12 protein-coding genes and 1 tRNA gene are annotated in these 14407 nt (G+C 59.6%); 8 read left to right on the forward strand and 5 right to left on the reverse strand.

The window, feature by feature from the left end; translation table 11 throughout:
• Window positions 1-7 precede the first annotated feature (7 nt).
• Window positions 8-1528, forward strand: a complete 1521-nt coding sequence (locus BN1127_RS14095) for a SpoVR family protein (RefSeq protein WP_042649894.1) — start codon at window positions 8-10, stop codon at window positions 1526-1528.
• Window positions 1529-1588: 60 nt separating this feature from the next.
• On the opposite strand, the gene fadR is transcribed toward BN1127_RS14095, so the two are convergent.
• Window positions 1589-2302 carry a fatty acid metabolism transcriptional regulator FadR gene (gene fadR / locus BN1127_RS14100; RefSeq protein WP_041205666.1) on the reverse strand — a complete coding sequence of 238 codons (714 nt, stop codon included), beginning with the start codon at window positions 2300-2302 and terminating at the stop codon, window positions 1589-1591.
• Window positions 2303-2635: 333 nt separating this feature from the next.
• On the opposite strand from fadR, the gene nhaB reads away from it, so the two are divergent.
• On the forward strand, window positions 2636-4213 hold the full coding sequence (gene nhaB, locus BN1127_RS14105; RefSeq protein WP_041205664.1) for a Na(+)/H(+) antiporter NhaB: 1578 nt from the start codon (window positions 2636-2638) through the stop codon (window positions 4211-4213).
• An 86-nt stretch (window positions 4214-4299) separates the two neighbouring features.
• On the forward strand, window positions 4300-4821 hold the full coding sequence (gene dsbB / locus BN1127_RS14110) for a disulfide bond formation protein DsbB (RefSeq protein ID WP_042649895.1): 522 nt from the start codon (window positions 4300-4302) through the stop codon (window positions 4819-4821).
• Between the two features lie 6 nt (window positions 4822-4827).
• Here the strand turns inward: dsbB and BN1127_RS22990 are convergent, their stop codons facing one another.
• From BN1127_RS22990 to uvrB, 4 genes are all read right to left on the reverse strand, one after another.
• Entirely contained in the window at window positions 4828-5019 is a 192-nt protein-coding gene (locus BN1127_RS22990) for a hypothetical protein (protein WP_269425369.1), read from the reverse strand.
• Window positions 5020-5329: 310 nt separating this feature from the next.
• Window positions 5330-5980: a DedA family protein gene (locus BN1127_RS14115; RefSeq protein WP_005327863.1), complete on the reverse strand. Its 651-nt coding sequence runs from the start codon at window positions 5978-5980 to the stop codon at window positions 5330-5332.
• Between the two features lie 80 nt (window positions 5981-6060).
• Window positions 6061-6318 carry a YkvA family protein gene (locus BN1127_RS14120; RefSeq protein ID WP_041205657.1) on the reverse strand — a complete coding sequence of 86 codons (258 nt, stop codon included), beginning with the start codon at window positions 6316-6318 and terminating at the stop codon, window positions 6061-6063.
• Window positions 6315-8327, reverse strand: a complete 2013-nt coding sequence (gene uvrB / locus BN1127_RS14125) for an excinuclease ABC subunit UvrB (protein WP_042649896.1) — start codon at window positions 8325-8327, stop codon at window positions 6315-6317. Before uvrB ends, BN1127_RS14120 begins: the two co-directional genes overlap by 4 nt.
• Before the next feature lie 132 nt (window positions 8328-8459).
• On the opposite strand from uvrB, the gene BN1127_RS14130 reads away from it, so the two are divergent.
• The 5 genes from BN1127_RS14130 (at window position 8460) to BN1127_RS14155 (ending at window position 14403) form a co-directional block, all read left to right on the forward strand.
• Window positions 8460-8535: transfer RNA gene (locus tag BN1127_RS14130), tRNA-Asn, on the forward strand.
• Window positions 8536-9307: 772 nt separating this feature from the next.
• On the forward strand, window positions 9308-10993 hold the full coding sequence (locus BN1127_RS14140) for an aspartate:alanine antiporter (protein WP_005327876.1): 1686 nt from the start codon (window positions 9308-9310) through the stop codon (window positions 10991-10993).
• 204 nt (window positions 10994-11197) lie between these two features.
• Complete coding sequence (locus BN1127_RS14145; protein ID WP_042649897.1) at window positions 11198-12715, forward strand: MltF family protein; 1518 nt, start codon at window positions 11198-11200, stop codon at window positions 12713-12715.
• A gap of 218 nt (window positions 12716-12933) precedes the next feature.
• Complete coding sequence (locus BN1127_RS14150; protein ID WP_042649898.1) at window positions 12934-13899, forward strand: tripartite tricarboxylate transporter substrate binding protein; 966 nt, start codon at window positions 12934-12936, stop codon at window positions 13897-13899.
• A 42-nt stretch (window positions 13900-13941) separates the two neighbouring features.
• Complete coding sequence (locus BN1127_RS14155; protein WP_042649899.1) at window positions 13942-14403, forward strand: tripartite tricarboxylate transporter TctB family protein; 462 nt, start codon at window positions 13942-13944, stop codon at window positions 14401-14403.
• Window positions 14404-14407: the final 4 nt, after the last annotated feature.

The following is a 14407-nucleotide window of genomic DNA, read 5'->3' on the forward strand; positions in this document are numbered from 1 at the left end:
ATCACATATGGTAGAAACCGCGAGAAAAATAGCGCCGCTGGACGATGGGCCTGACTGGAACTTCGATCTGCTGGAGATCTATCACCAGGAGATTGCCCGGGTTGCCAAGTTTTATCGGCTGGATACCTATCCCAACCAGATCGAGGTGATCACCGCCGAGCAGATGATGGATGCCTACTCCAGCGTCGGTATGCCCATCGGCTACCAGCACTGGTCATTCGGCAAACGCTTCATCCATACCGAGCGCAACTACAAGCGCGGCCAGATGGGGTTGGCTTATGAAATTGTCATCAACTCAGATCCCTGCATCGCCTACCTGATGGAAGAGAACACCATGCCGATGCAGGCCCTGGTGATGGCTCACGCCTGCTACGGCCACAACTCTTTTTTCAAGAACAACTACCTGTTCAAGGCCTGGACCGATGCCTCCTCCATCATCGACTACCTGCTGTTTGCCAAGAACTACATCACCGAATGCGAGGAAAAACACGGTATCGATGCCGTCGAGCGCCTGCTTGACTCCTGCCATGCCCTGATGAACTTCGGGGTAGATCGCTACAAGCGGCCCCAGAAGATCTCCCTGGCAGAGGAGAAACGTCGCCAGAAGGCACGGGAAGATTACCTGCAAACCCAGGTCAACGAACTGTGGCGCACCCTGCCCAAGCAGCACAAGGCAACCGGTATCGAGGACAGACGCTATCCAGCCGAACCTCAGGAAAACATCCTCTACTTCATCGAGAAGAACGCCCCCCTGCTGGAACCCTGGCAGCGAGAAGTGGTGCGCATCGTGCGCAAGATCAGCCAGTACTTCTACCCGCAGAAGCAGACCCAGGTGATGAACGAGGGGTGGGCCACCTTCTGGCACTACACCATCCTTAACCACCTCTATGATGAGGGGAAGATCAGCGATCGCTTCATGATAGAGGTGCTGCACAGCCACACCAACGTGGTGTACCAACCCCCCTACAACAGCCGCTACTACTCGGGGATCAACCCCTATGCCCTCGGCTTTGCCATGTTCACCGACCTGCGCCGCATCTGCGAACACCCGACCGAGGAGGACAGATACTGGTTCCCCGATTACGCCGGCACCAACTGGGTCGATACCTTGCACTTCGCCATGCAGAACTTCAAGGACGAGAGCTTCATCAGCCAGTTCCTCAGTCCCAAGGTGATGCGCGACATGAAGCTGTTTGCCATCGATGACGACGATCTGAAGAACTACCTCAAGGTCTCCGCCATCCACAACGAGGAGGGTTACCGTCTGGTACGCAACACCCTGTCTGCCCAATACAACCTGAGCAATCTGGAGCCCAACATTCAGGTCTACAACGTGGCGGTAAAGGGGGATCGCTCCCTCACCCTGCGCTACGTGCCCCACAACCGCATCCCCCTTGGCGAGTCGCGGCACGAGGTGCTCAAGCATCTGCACCAGCTGTGGGGATTCGATGTGGTGCTGGAGCAGGATAACGGCGAGCTCACCGCAGACATCATAGGGCGCTGCCCGGATCGCAAGAGTCTGACCTGATAGGCAGACAAGAAGCATAAAAAAACGCGCCATTCGGCGCGTTTTTTCTGGTGACCTTCATCAGTTATCGCACAGATTGCTCGGCATGTCCTGGCGCAGACGGGTCCACAACTTGCCCGATTCGATACCGTACTGACGCACCGTCATGAACACGGCCTCGTGATTCTTGGTCTCGGCCAAGCCCAGCAGCGTCTTGTAATAGGCATCCGCCGTCTCGCGCGCCTGCTTGTCGGAGAAGTAATAACGTCCGACCCTGCTGTACAACCCCTTGAACCCGTTGAGGATCAAGGCATAGATAGGATTACCTGAAGCAAACGAGAGCTGGTGATGCAGGCGGTAATCGAACTCGGCATAGGCTTCAGCCGAATTGTCGACCTCATCGGCCCCGCGCAGGATCTCGGCGGCTTGCTCCGGGTTGTTGCGAATGGCGCCACGGATGAAGATGGTGCAGATGTTGGTGCGAGCCGACAGCAGTTGGGCCACCAGATCCGGCACCTTGTCCTGATCGAGCCGTGCCAGGGTCTCCAGGATGTTGAGGCCCGAGGTTTCCCAGAAGTTGTTGACCTTGGTCGGTTTGCCATGCTGGATGGTGAGCCAGCCATCGCGGGCAAGGCGCTGCAGCACTTCGCGCAAGGTAGTGCGAGTCACGCCAATCAGCTCGGACAGTTCGCGCTCCGCCGGCAGAATGGACCCTGGAGGAAAGCGATTGTTCCAGATGGACTCGATGATGTATTCCTCGGCAAACCCGGCAGGGCTTTGCGCTTTTATGACCATGTAGTGACTCTGTTGTAGTACGTAAAAAGGCTCACGAATAATAGCAAAGCCGGTCATGCTGGCAAGCAGAAGGTCAGTCCTCTGCTCACATTAACCGGATCTTTTTGTTAATAATATGTATGCGATAACATGACTGGAGCCAACCAAGACCAAATGATGGTGATATCGGCGCCTCGCCACTGGGCAAGCATCGTGGCGTTATTTATAGTTAGCGCTCCCTTGATTAAAATCATGTGCAATCAATTTGATAAAGGTGAATATCCGGATGTTCGGGTCGAGTCGGGCTCGACTGCATAGACGCAGATACCAACAACAAAACAGAGAACCATCATTATGCCAATCAGCCTAGGGCGCGCTTTTGCAAAGAATTTTTTGGGCAATGCTCCACGGTGGTACAAGATTGCCATCGTCATATTCCTGCTGATCAATCCGATCGTCTTCCATGTGGATCCCTTCCTGGCTGGCTGGTTGCTGGTCGTCGAGTTCATCTTCACCCTGGCCATGGCGCTCAAGTGTTACCCGCTGCAACCCGGTGGCCTGCTGGCCATAGAGGCCGTGCTCATCGGCATGACCTCGGCGAACCAGATCAAGCATGAGCTGGTTGCCAACATCGAAGTGCTGTTGTTGCTGGTGTTCATGGTGGCTGGCATCTATTTCATGAAACAGCTGCTGCTCTACGTTTTCACCAAGATGCTGGTCCGCATCCATTCCAAGACGTTGCTCTCCCTCGCCTTCTGCCTGGTCTCGGCCTTCCTGTCGGCCTTCCTCGACGCCCTGACCGTGATCGCCGTGGTGATCAGCGTCGCCACCGGTTTCTACGCCATCTACCACAAGGTGGCCTCGAGCGATGAGTCCGGAAATCTGCATCAGGATGACGAAGGGATCGATGAGCTGTCTCGCCAGCACCTGAACGAGTTCCGCGCCTTTTTGCGCAGCCTGATGATGCACGCCGCCATCGGCACGGCCCTGGGGGGCGTCTGCACCCTGGTCGGCGAACCCCAGAACCTCATCATCGGTGAGCAGGCGGGCTGGCATTTCGGTGAATTTGCCATTCGCATGGCCCCAGTCACCATCCCTGTCTTCTTCTGCGGTCTGCTCACCTGCATCCTGGTGGAGAAATTCCGCTGGTTCGGTTATGGCACCAAGTTGCCAGAGCCCGTGCGCCATATCATGGAAGCCTATGAGCGCGATGAAGATGCCGAGCGCAGCCCGCAAGAGAAGGCCAAGCTGCTGGTCCAGGCGGCTATCGCCATCTGGCTGATCACTGGTCTGGCTCTGCATCTGGCGGCGGTGGGCCTGATCGGCCTGACCGTCATAGTCCTCGCGACGTCCTTCACCGGCGTCACCGAAGAGCATGCGCTCGGCAAGGCTTTCCATGAGGCGCTGCCCTTCACCGCCCTGCTCACCGTGTTCTTCAGCGTGGTAGCGGTGATCATCGATCAACAGCTGTTCAAGCCGGTGATCCAGTGGGTGCTGGCTGCCAAACCCGAGGATCAGCTCGCGCTCTTTTATCTGGCCAACGGCTTGCTCTCCATGGTGAGCGACAACGTCTTCGTCGGTACCGTCTACATCAACGAGGTGAAAACCGCCCTGCTCAATGGCGCCATCAGCCGTGAACATTTCGATCTGTTGGCGGTAGCCATCAACACGGGGACCAACCTGCCGTCAGTGGCCACTCCCAATGGTCAGGCCGCCTTCCTGTTCATGCTGACCTCGGCACTGGCCCCACTGCTGCGCCTCTCCTATGGCCGCATGGTGTGGATGGCTCTGCCCTACACCCTGGTACTGGGTCTGGTGGGTTTCTTTGCGGTGGAGCAACTGCTCGCCCCTGCCACCGAATGGTTCTACCAGGCCGGCTGGCTGACACAGGGCAGCGCCGCCATGCAGACCCTGGCGCCTGCGGCGCACTGATGAAGCGAGGGGTCCTCTGGCCCCTTTCTTTTCAGGCGGGGCTCTGCTCTAATTCAGCCATTATTTTTCTCTGTGAGATCAATCAGATGATCGAGTTTCTTCGCCGAATTGCCAGTCATCGTCTGGCCTGGGGGCTGCTGGCCGTTTCCGCCCTCGCCTTCGAGCTGTGCGCCCTCTTCTTCCAGCATGTGCTGGGTCTGCACCCTTGTGTGATGTGCATCTATGAGCGGATCGCCATCCTCGGGGTGTTCGCTGCCGGCCTGCTCGGCATGGTGGCGCCAGAGAAGTGGTATCTCCGTTGGAGCGCCATGCTGCTGTGGGGCTACAGTGCCTTCTGGGGCCTGAAACTGGCGCTCAAGCATGTGGATTACCAGGTGAACCCCTCCCCCTTCAATGTGTGCGAAGGCTTTGTCGACTTCCCAAGCTGGGCGCCCCTCGATCAGTGGGTGCCCTGGCTCTTTTTCCCGGACGGCGATTGCAGCGAGATCAGCTGGCAGTTCCTGAGTTTCTCCATGCCACAGTGGTTGATCGCCATCTTCGCCGCCTACCTGCTGGTGTTCGTCGTGGTCGCCATCAGCAACCTGATCAAGGGCCGCTGCTGCAACTGAAGCTGGTCATTCGATATAGATCGCATACAAAAGGGAGCCATCGGCTCCCTTTTCCATCAGCGGTGTCAGCCACCCAAGCCGCTCCCATTTCTCCATGCCCCTGACATCTGGCTGGTTGCCATCTTCGCCGCCTACCTGCTGGTGTTCGTCGTGGTCGCCATCGGCAACCTGGTCAAGGGCCGCTGCTGCAACTGACACTGACGATGCCATATAAGACGCATCAAAAAGGGAGCCATCGGCTCCTTTTTCATCTGATGCCCGATCAGCTGCGCCCAGTCCTTGCCCAACCCCTGCTCCCGCGCCTCCATGCTCTCTTCATCGGGTTGGTGACCAGCGTCGCCGCCTGCTGATGTTTGTAGTAGTCGCGGTTTAAGTACCGTTGTCGCAGCCAAACCAGCGATGCCGGGTTCAGACAGAGACAAACTCGGATAACGAAAAGGGGAGCCATCATGGCTCCCCTTTCTTGTGAAAGCAGACTCTGCAGCACGCGACCTTCTTTAACACACCTTCATCCTGCCTTGGCAGTGCTCATCCTGGCCTTCACCATGCCAACGACCATGGGCAGCAGAGAGATGGCAATGATGCCGAAGATGAGCAGAGTGAAGTTGTGACGCACCACCGGCAGGTTGCCGAAGAAGTGGCCCGCATAGACGAACGACAACACCCAGAGCAAGCCGCCAATCAGGTTGAACGCCAGGAAGCGCGGGTAGGTCATGGCCCCCATGCCGGCCACGAAAGGGGCAAAGGTGCGCACTATGGGCAGGAAACGGGTGATGATGATGGTCTTGCCGCCATGCTTGGCATAGAAGGCGTGGGTCTTGACCAGATAGTCGCGACGGAAAATCTTCGAATCGGGATTGCGGAACAGTTGATCCCCGAAGAAGTGGCCTATGGTGTAGTTCACCACGTTGCCGAGCACGGCGGCAATGATCAGCACCCCCGCCAGGGTATGTACGTCCAGCACGCTGCCCACGGTGAGAGCGCCAGCGGCAAACAGCAGGGAGTCGCCGGGCAGGAAGGGGGTCACCACCAGGCCGGTCTCACAGAAGATGATGAGGAACAGGATGGCGTAAACCCAGACACCATAGTGCTCGAACAGCTCTTTCAGGTGCACGTCAACGTGCAGAATAAAGTCGATTGCAAACAGGATCAGATCCATTTTCTCATACCCATGAAGTGAACGGCGTGGAGTCTACGCCAATGCCTTGCAACCGACAATCTGCGGTATCGCTTCGCCCTTCATTCCAGGGTATCCAGCCCCTGCCTGACCGTTGCAGGCAGGCAGGACTCCCACCCCCAGAGCAGCAACAGCAGCAGGCTGACGTCGTCGAGCCAGCCCACGAAGGGCACCAGATCCGGAATGAGATCCACCGGGCTGATGCCATAGAGGAGGATGAGGATCACCAGCCCCTTGGCCCACCAGGGGGTGTCCGGATGGCGAAAACCGGCATAGAGGCGGCGCAGGCGCCGCCAGATCAACCAACGCTTGCCACTCATGACTCGATCAACTCGCCGCGCAACCGCTGGATCTGATCCCGCATGGCCGCGGCCTGCTCGAACTCCAGATCCCGGGCATGCTGGAACATCTGCTCTTCCATCCGCTTGATCTCTTTGGCGATCTCGCTGGCGGAGCGGGCATGGTACTCCCCTTGCGGCTCGGCCGCCTTGCGACTGCCTCTGCCGGGTTTGCCAGCGGTGCGGCTGCCCCCCATGTCCATCATGTCCCCCACCGACTTGTTGAGGCCCATAGGCGTGATGCCGTGTTCAAGGTTGTGGGCATGCTGCAGGGCACGGCGCCGCTCGGTCTCCTCGATGGCCACCTTCATGGAGTTGGTGATGGTATCGCCGTAGAGGATCACCTTGCCGTTGAGGTTGCGGGCGGCGCGGCCAATGGTCTGGATGAGGGAACGGGTGGAGCGCAGGAAGCCCTCCTTGTCCGCATCCAGAATGGCCACCAGGGAGACCTCCGGCATGTCGAGCCCTTCTCGCAGCAGGTTGATGCCCACCAGCACGTCGAATTTGCCGAGGCGCAGATCACGGATGATCTCCACCCGCTCCACTGTGTCGATGTCCGAATGCAGGTAACGCACCCGCACGTCGTGGTCCGCCAGGTATTCGGTCAAGTCTTCCGCCATCCGCTTGGTGAGGGTGGTGACCAGCACCCGCTCCTCCACCGCCACCCGCAGCCGGATCTCGGAGAGCAGATCGTCCACCTGGGTGGTAACGGGCCGCACCTCGATTTCGGGATCCAGCAGGCCGGTGGGACGCACCACCTGCTGCACCACGTCGCCGCCGGACTTCTCCAGCTCGTAAGGGCCGGGGGTCGCCGAGACGAACACCGTCTGGGGCATCAGGGCCTCGAACTCGTCAAACTTCAATGGTCTGTTGTCCAGCGCCGAGGGGAGCCGGAAGCCGTACTCCACCAGGGTCTCCTTGCGGGATCTGTCCCCTTTGAACATGGCGCCTATCTGCGGCACCGTCACGTGGGACTCGTCGATGACGAGCAGGCCATCCCCCGGCAGGTAGTCAAACAGGGTGGGCGGCGGCTCACCGGGGGCACGCCCCGACAGATAGCGGCTGTAGTTCTCGATACCGGAGCAGTACCCCAGCTCCTGCATCATCTCGATGTCGAACTGGGTGCGCTGGCTGATGCGCTGTTCCTCCACCAGCTTGTTGAGGGAGAGCAACTGCTCGCGGCGTCCCTTGAGCTCTTCCTTGATGTGATCGATGGCACCCAGAATGGTCTCGCGCGGCGTGGCGTAGTGGGTCTTGGGGTAGATGGTGTAGCGCACCACGGTCTGCTCGATGGCACCGGTCAGGGGATCGAACTGGGAGAGCCGCTCCACCTCCTCGTCAAACAGCTCCACCCGCAGTGCCAGCTTGTCCGACTCCGCCGGATAGATGTCGATCACCTCCCCCCGCACCCGGAAGGTGCCGCGCTGGAAGGCCATGTCGTTGCGGGTGTATTGCAGCTCGGCGAGGCGGCGCAGTATGTCCCGCTGGTTGATCACATCCCCGACCTTGAGATGCAGCATCATGCTGAGGTAGGCCTGGGGGTCCCCCAGACCATAGATGGCAGATACCGAGGCGACGATCACCACGTCGCGCCGCTCCAGCAGCGCCTTGGTGGCTGACAACCGCATCTGCTCGATGTGATCGTTGATGGAGGCATCCTTCTCGATGAAGGTGTCGGTGGTCGGCACATAGGCTTCCGGCTGGTAGTAGTCGTAATAGGAGACGAAGTACTCCACCGAGTTCTCGGGGAAGAACTCCTTCATCTCCCCATAGAGCTGGGCGGCCAGGGTCTTGTTGGGAGCCAGTATCATGGTCGGGCGATTCAGGGTGGCGATGACGTTGGCCATGGTGAAGGTCTTGCCCGACCCGGTCACCCCGAGCAGCGTCTGGTGAGCGAGGCCGGACTCGATGCCATCGAGCAGGCGGGCGATGGCCGCAGGCTGATCCCCCGCGGGTTGAAACTGGCTGGCCAGCTTGAAAGGCTTATTCATGACGACTCCCGACAAAAAACGGCAAGAGAGCAGTGTACCCCGAGTTGGCAGGCCTGGGTATCCGCTCTCCTGCCCTGACGGCTATTGACCCCGAAATGCGACCTCTGTATGATGCTCCTCCTTGCCTGATGTTCCCCCGTAGTTCAGTCGGTAGAACGGCGGACTGTTAATCCGTATGTCACTGGTTCAAGTCCAGTCGGGGGAGCCAATTCCTCACCATCTCGGTGCAAGTTATCCACTTTAGTGCTTTCCTCTGCCAATTTTAATGCACAAGCCGTCCCTCGCGGCGCACTCCCCCTTTGATCCCCGGTTCCTGACCAGCAGCGTTTTGTTCTGCTGCGTATAACTATTTGATTTTTATAGAAACATTTTTTTGCCGGTATTTTTTGAACAGCGCTTGCACCCCAGTATTGGCGCGGCTTGCAGGCTGATCACCAAGTTTCATGAACAGGGTTATCCACAGTTTCTGTGGGTAAGTGTGCCAAACCCAATGCAGGCCTAGGTTGGCAGCGATTGTCTCCGCTTTGGCAAGGTAAAACTCCTCACCCCCCATTTTCTCCTGTTTTTGCCCTCCCCCCTAAATGGGTCGGGCGGGGGCGAGACATCCTCTTTCTCCCGCTTTTTTTTCGCCATGCCACGTGCCATGGGTCAGCCTCAACCGAACAGAAAAAAGGGTTCTTTTGCATCCCTCTAACCACCCCAGTCAAAAATGCTGAAAATCATGCTCAATTGCCTCCTGCACAGCAGGTAATAAATTGTCCACAGGGCTGTCACGCCCTCCCCCGCCGACAGCAGAAATCACTCATTGACAGCGGGAACAGCAGCGCAAAATAGAGGTATTTTCCCCAAGTCGCCCGCGCATCGCTCCCCGCCCCGGAGAGACCAGCACTTAACTGGCTGTTAATCCGCTTTCGCGCTTCTTTCTTGGTGAGGGATCCGGCACAATATCGGCCCCACTTTTTTCCTCGGTTTTTCCGGGCATGACCATAGATTTCGTGACACTGCTACATCAAAGCGACTCCCTGCTGCTGTTCGTGGTGCTGGCCTTCGGCCTGCTGCTGGGCAAGGTGCGCATCGGCAACTTCCAGATTGGCAACACCATAGGGGTGCTGTTCACCGCCCTGCTGTTTGGCCAGATGGGGTTCCAGTTCTCCACCTCCACCGAGAACGTCGGCTTCATGCTGTTCATTTTCTGTGTGGGGATCGAGGCGGGCCCTCACTTCTTCAGCGTCTTCCTGCGCGACGGCATCCACTACATCACCCTGACCCTGGTGATCCTGCTGACCGCCTTGCTGCTGACAGTGGGACTGGCCAAGTTCTTCAACCTGGGACCCGGCATGGCGGCGGGGATACTGGCGGGATCGCTGACCTCGACCCCGGCACTGGTGGGGGCCCAGGATGCCCTGCGCAGCGGCCTGCTCAACCTGCCCCACGGCACCGACATGCAACCCGTGCTCGACAACATGGGGATAGGCTACGCCCTGACCTACCTGGTGGGCCTGGTGGGGTTGATGCTGGTGGTGCGCTATCTCCCCTCAATGGCGCGGCTCGATCTCAATACAGAGGCGCAAAAGATAGCCCGCGAGCGGGGGCTCTCCGACAGCGAGAGCCGCAAGACCTATCTGCCCATCATTCGCGCCTATCGCGTCGGCCCGGAACTCGCCGCCTGGATCGGCGGTCGCACCCTGCGCGAAACCGGCATCTACCCCCACACCGGTTGTTACGTGGAGCGGATCCGCCGCAACGGCATTCTGGCGAGCCCGGACGGCGACGCCGTCATCCAGGAGGGGGACGAGATCGCCCTGGTCGGCTATCCGGAGAGCCACGAGAAGCTCGACGTCAACTACCGCAACGGCAAGGAGGTGTTTGACCGCAACCTGCTGGATCTGCAGATCGTCACCGAAGAGATAGTGGTGAAGAACGACGCAGTGGTGGGCCGCCATCTGGTGGAGCTCAACCTGACCGAGAAGGGCTGCTTCCTCAACCGAGTGGTGCGCTCCCAGATCGAGATGCCGTTCGATCGCAACATCATGCTGCAAAAAGGCGACGTGCTGCAGATCAGCGGCGAGAAGCAGAGAGTCAAGCTGCTGGCCAACAAGATCGGCTTCATCAGCATCCACAGTCAGACCACAGATTTGGTGGCCTTCACCACCTTCTTCGTGCTGGGTCTGCTCATCGGCTCCGTCTCCCTGGTGTTCGGCCAGATAGAGTTCGGCCTCGGCAACGCCGTCGGCCTCTTGCTGGCAGGGATACTGATGGGTTACCTGAGGGCCAACCACCCCACCGTCGGCTATGTGCCGCCGGGCGCGCTGCGCCTGGCCAAGGATCTCGGCCTCGCCGTCTTCATGGTGAGCACGGGCCTCAAAGCCGGTGGCGGCATCCTCGACCACCTGAGCGAGGTGGGGATGGTGGTGCTCTTCTCCGGTATGCTGGTGACCACCTTGCCGGTGCTGGTGGGCTATCTGTTCGGGGTCTGGGTACTGAAGATGAACCCGGCCCTGCTGCTCGGGGCCATCACGGGTGCCCGTACCTGCGCCCCGGCGATGGATGTGGTCAACGAGGCCGCCAACAGCTCGATTCCGGCGCTCGGCTACGCCGGCACCTATGCGGTGGCCAACGTGATGCTGACTCTGGCAGGCTCCTTCATCATCGGCTTCTGGTTCTAGCCACTCATAATACCGATGCAATCCGCACAGAGGGAGCCCGAGGGCTCCCTCTTCCATTACAGGGCTGACCGTCCTTTCACCCTCAAATGACACGTGCCTCTGGATAGTAACAATCGTGCTATCGGCTGGCCCCGTTGAAACTCAAAGAGCTAAAGCGTCCCTTGCGCCCCACTTACACTCAGTAAAACGAGTGAGGTGAACATCATGAAACGCTTATGGATTGTCATGGTCTGGGTGCTTTGTTCTCTGGCACCGGTCTGGAGCGCCGAGCCAGAGAAAAAGGCCGCCGTCGAGGAAGAAGAGGAGCGCAGCGCCCTGGCTTTTGACAGCGCGGAGCTCGCCAAACCCATGCTGGGGGATTTCGACGCCATGCTGGAGAGGCGCACCATTCGGGTGCTGACCACCTACAACAAGACCGGTTACTTCATCCACAAGGGGGTGCAGCGGGGCGTCACCTATGATGCCTTCATCCAGGTGGAGAAACGCCTCAACGAGCCGTTGCGCAAGGACAAGGCCATCAAGCGCCACCTCAAGGTTCATATCGTCTTCATTCCCGTGGCCCGTGAAGCCCTGCTGGCCTCCCTCATCGAAGGCAAGGGCGATATCGCCGCTGCCAACCTCACCATCACGGACAAGCGCAAGCAACAGGGGGTGGAGTTCACCGATCCTTTGCTTGAAAACGTACGCGAACTGCTGATCTCCGGCCCCCACTCTCCCAAGGTGGAGAGCGCCGCCGATCTGGGGGGCAAAACCATCTTCGTACGACCCTCTTCCAGCTATTTCGAGAGCCTGATGGCCTATAACCAGGCTCGCAAGGAGGCGGGAGAGCCCCTCATCGACATCCAGCCTGCCTCCGAGGTGCTGGAAGATGAAGATCTGGTAGAGATGGTCAATGCGGGTCTGCTGCCCTTCATCGTCATGGATGAACACAAGGCCCGCTTCTGGCAGAAGATCTTCCCCAAGATAACCATCCATGAGACCCCGGTGTTCCGGGAAGGGGGCGTCATCGCCTGGGCAGTGCGCAAGGAGAGTCCCAAGCTGCTCGCCATGCTCAATCAGCAGATCAAGGCGATACGGGGCAAGGCAACGGGGGAAGAGATCCTGGCCCGCTATCTCAAGCAGAACAAGTTCGTCAAGAGCGCTGCCGCCGCCGCCGAACGCAAGAAGTTCCTGCAGGTAGTGGAGCTGTTTCGCGAGTATGGCGACCGCTATGACGTGGACTGGCTGTTGATGGCGGCTCAGGGTTATCAGGAGTCGGCCCTGAACCAGAAGGCGCGCAGTCATGTCGGCGCCATCGGCATCATGCAGATCATGCCCGCCACCGGCAAGGGACTGAAGGTGGGCGACATTCGCCAACTCGAGCCCAACATCCACGGGGGCGCCAAATACATGCGCTGGATGATCGATCACTATTATGCCGACGAGCCCATGACCGCCCTCGACAAGGCCCTCTTCTCCTTCGCGTCCTACAACGCCGGCCCCGCCCGGGTCGCCAGGCTGAGAGCCGAGACCAAGAAACGGGGCATGGATCCCAACGTCTGGTTCCACAATGTCGAATACGTGGCGGCGGAGAAAATTGGCCCCGAGACAGTCACCTATGTGGGCAATATCTACAAGTACTACATCGCCTACAAGCTGGTGATGGAACAGATGCAACTGAGACAGAAGGCCAGCGAGGCCCTCCAGCAGCAAGAGAAGGTCTCGGCGGCAAAGAAATCATAAGCGACTCAGGCCAGAACCAACCACGGGCGGGGCCCCTCTCTTCACCAGAGGCGAGCCCCGCGTCTAGTTCAGCACCAATCTTGGCGGGGGGTTCCCTCTCTCCCCATGACCACAATGAACAGAATGGGCACAACAGCCTTAATAGCCATTACGGCCAGATTGTTTTCCAATCAGATACGATTAATTAACCTCCTCGCAACAATCACAAGGAGAACACCATGTTGCAAGGAACCTTCAAGCGCACCCTGCTCTGCTGCCTGCTGGGCGCCAGCCTCGGCGTCCAGGCCAAGATAGACGAAGTCCACTTCCTGATCCCGGGCGGCGCCGGCGGCGGCTGGGACAACACGGCCCGTGGCACCGGCGAGGCCCTGACCAAGTCCGGCCTCATCACCACAGCCTCCTACCAGAACATCTCGGCCGGCGGCGGCGCCAAGGCGATCGCCCATCTGATCGAGACCTCGGCCCAGTCCGACAAGACGCTGCTGGTCAACTCCACCCCCATCATCGTCAAGTCCCTCTCCAAGGAGCTGCCGCAATCCTTCCGGGATCTCACCCCGGTCGCCGCCATCATCGCCGACTATCAGGCGCTGGCGGTGCCCCTGGACTCCCCCTATCAGAACTGGGCCCAGTTGCTGGCCGCCTATGAAGCCAATCCCGCCAAGGTGAAGATTGCCGGCGGCTCAGCCCGCGGCAGCCTGGATCACCTGGTGGCGGCCATGACCTTCAAGAATGCGGGGGCCGATGCCGGCAAGCTGCGCTACGTGGCCTATGACGCCGGCGGCAGCGCCATGGCGGCTGTGCTGGCGGGGGAAACCCAGGTGCTCTCCACCGGCTTTGGCGAGGCGATGGAGGCGGTCAAGTCCGGCCAGATGCGGATCCTCGGCGTCACCGCCCCGGAGCGGATGCCGGACGCCAGCCAGGTGCCCACCTTCTCCGAGCAGGGCAACCCCACCGTCTTTGCCAACTGGCGCGGCTACTTCGCCTCCCCCGACGTCAGCCCCGAGCAGTCCGCCGAGTTCGCCGCCCTGCTCAAGCAGATGTACGACAAGCCGGAGTGGGAAGTGGTGCGCGCACGCAACAGCTGGATCAACCAGTATCAATCCGGCCCCGAGTTCACGGCTTTTCTCAACAGCCAGGAGCAACAAATTGGCGGCCTGATGCGCGAGCTCGGCTTCATCAAGTAACCCTCAGCCTGTGGCGGGTTCGGCCCGCTCATCGGAGTCATCATGCGACTGACCAAGGAACGGTTCGGGGGGCTGCTGTTTTTGCTGCTCTCCCTCGCCTACGGCTATCACGCCACCCAGATCCCCGGCTACCCGGGGGACGAATATGAACCCTTTACCGCCAGCACCCTGCCCTATGCCCTGGCCGGAGCCGGGGTCCTGCTCTCCCTGTTGCTGATCTGCTCAGCGGGGGGAGAACCACTGGGCAAGGAGTCCGGCAACTGGCGGCTGGTATTCGCCCTGTTGGGGCTGATGCTGGTCTACGGCCTCGCCCTCGGCTGGCTCGGCTTCCTCGTCGCCACCATCTTGTTCCTGATCGGGGGGATCCTGCTGATGGGCGAGCAGAGCCTCGCCTTTGCCTGCAAGGTGAGCATCCCCTTCACCCTCATTTTCTGGGCCCTGCTCACCAAGGGGCTCAATGTCTACCTCGAGCCGGGTCGGCTGTTCACCCAGTTGCTGGGATAAGGAG

Origin of the sequence: Aeromonas media (assembly GCF_000819985.1) — a bacterium.
Lineage (GTDB): Bacteria > Pseudomonadota > Gammaproteobacteria > Enterobacterales > Aeromonadaceae > Aeromonas > Aeromonas media.

Coding starts and splice junctions, on each gene's coding strand:
- BN1127_RS14095 (WP_042649894.1), top strand. CDS start 8: ATGGTAGAAACCGCGAGAAAAATAGCGCCGCTGGACGATGGGCCTGAC.
- fadR (WP_041205666.1), bottom strand. CDS start 2,302: ATGGTCATAAAAGCGCAAAGCCCTGCCGGGTTTGCCGAGGAATACATC.
- nhaB (WP_041205664.1), top strand. CDS start 2,636: ATGCCAATCAGCCTAGGGCGCGCTTTTGCAAAGAATTTTTTGGGCAAT.
- dsbB (WP_042649895.1), top strand. CDS start 4,300: ATGATCGAGTTTCTTCGCCGAATTGCCAGTCATCGTCTGGCCTGGGGG.
- BN1127_RS14115 (WP_005327863.1), bottom strand. CDS start 5,980: ATGGATCTGATCCTGTTTGCAATCGACTTTATTCTGCACGTTGACGTG.
- BN1127_RS14120 (WP_041205657.1), bottom strand. CDS start 6,318: ATGAGTGGCAAGCGTTGGTTGATCTGGCGGCGCCTGCGCCGCCTCTAT.
- uvrB (WP_042649896.1), bottom strand. CDS start 8,327: ATGAATAAGCCTTTCAAGCTGGCCAGCCAGTTTCAACCCGCGGGGGAT.
- BN1127_RS14140 (WP_005327876.1), top strand. CDS start 9,308: ATGACCATAGATTTCGTGACACTGCTACATCAAAGCGACTCCCTGCTG.
- BN1127_RS14145 (WP_042649897.1), top strand. CDS start 11,198: ATGAAACGCTTATGGATTGTCATGGTCTGGGTGCTTTGTTCTCTGGCA.
- BN1127_RS14150 (WP_042649898.1), top strand. CDS start 12,934: ATGTTGCAAGGAACCTTCAAGCGCACCCTGCTCTGCTGCCTGCTGGGC.
- BN1127_RS14155 (WP_042649899.1), top strand. CDS start 13,942: ATGCGACTGACCAAGGAACGGTTCGGGGGGCTGCTGTTTTTGCTGCTC.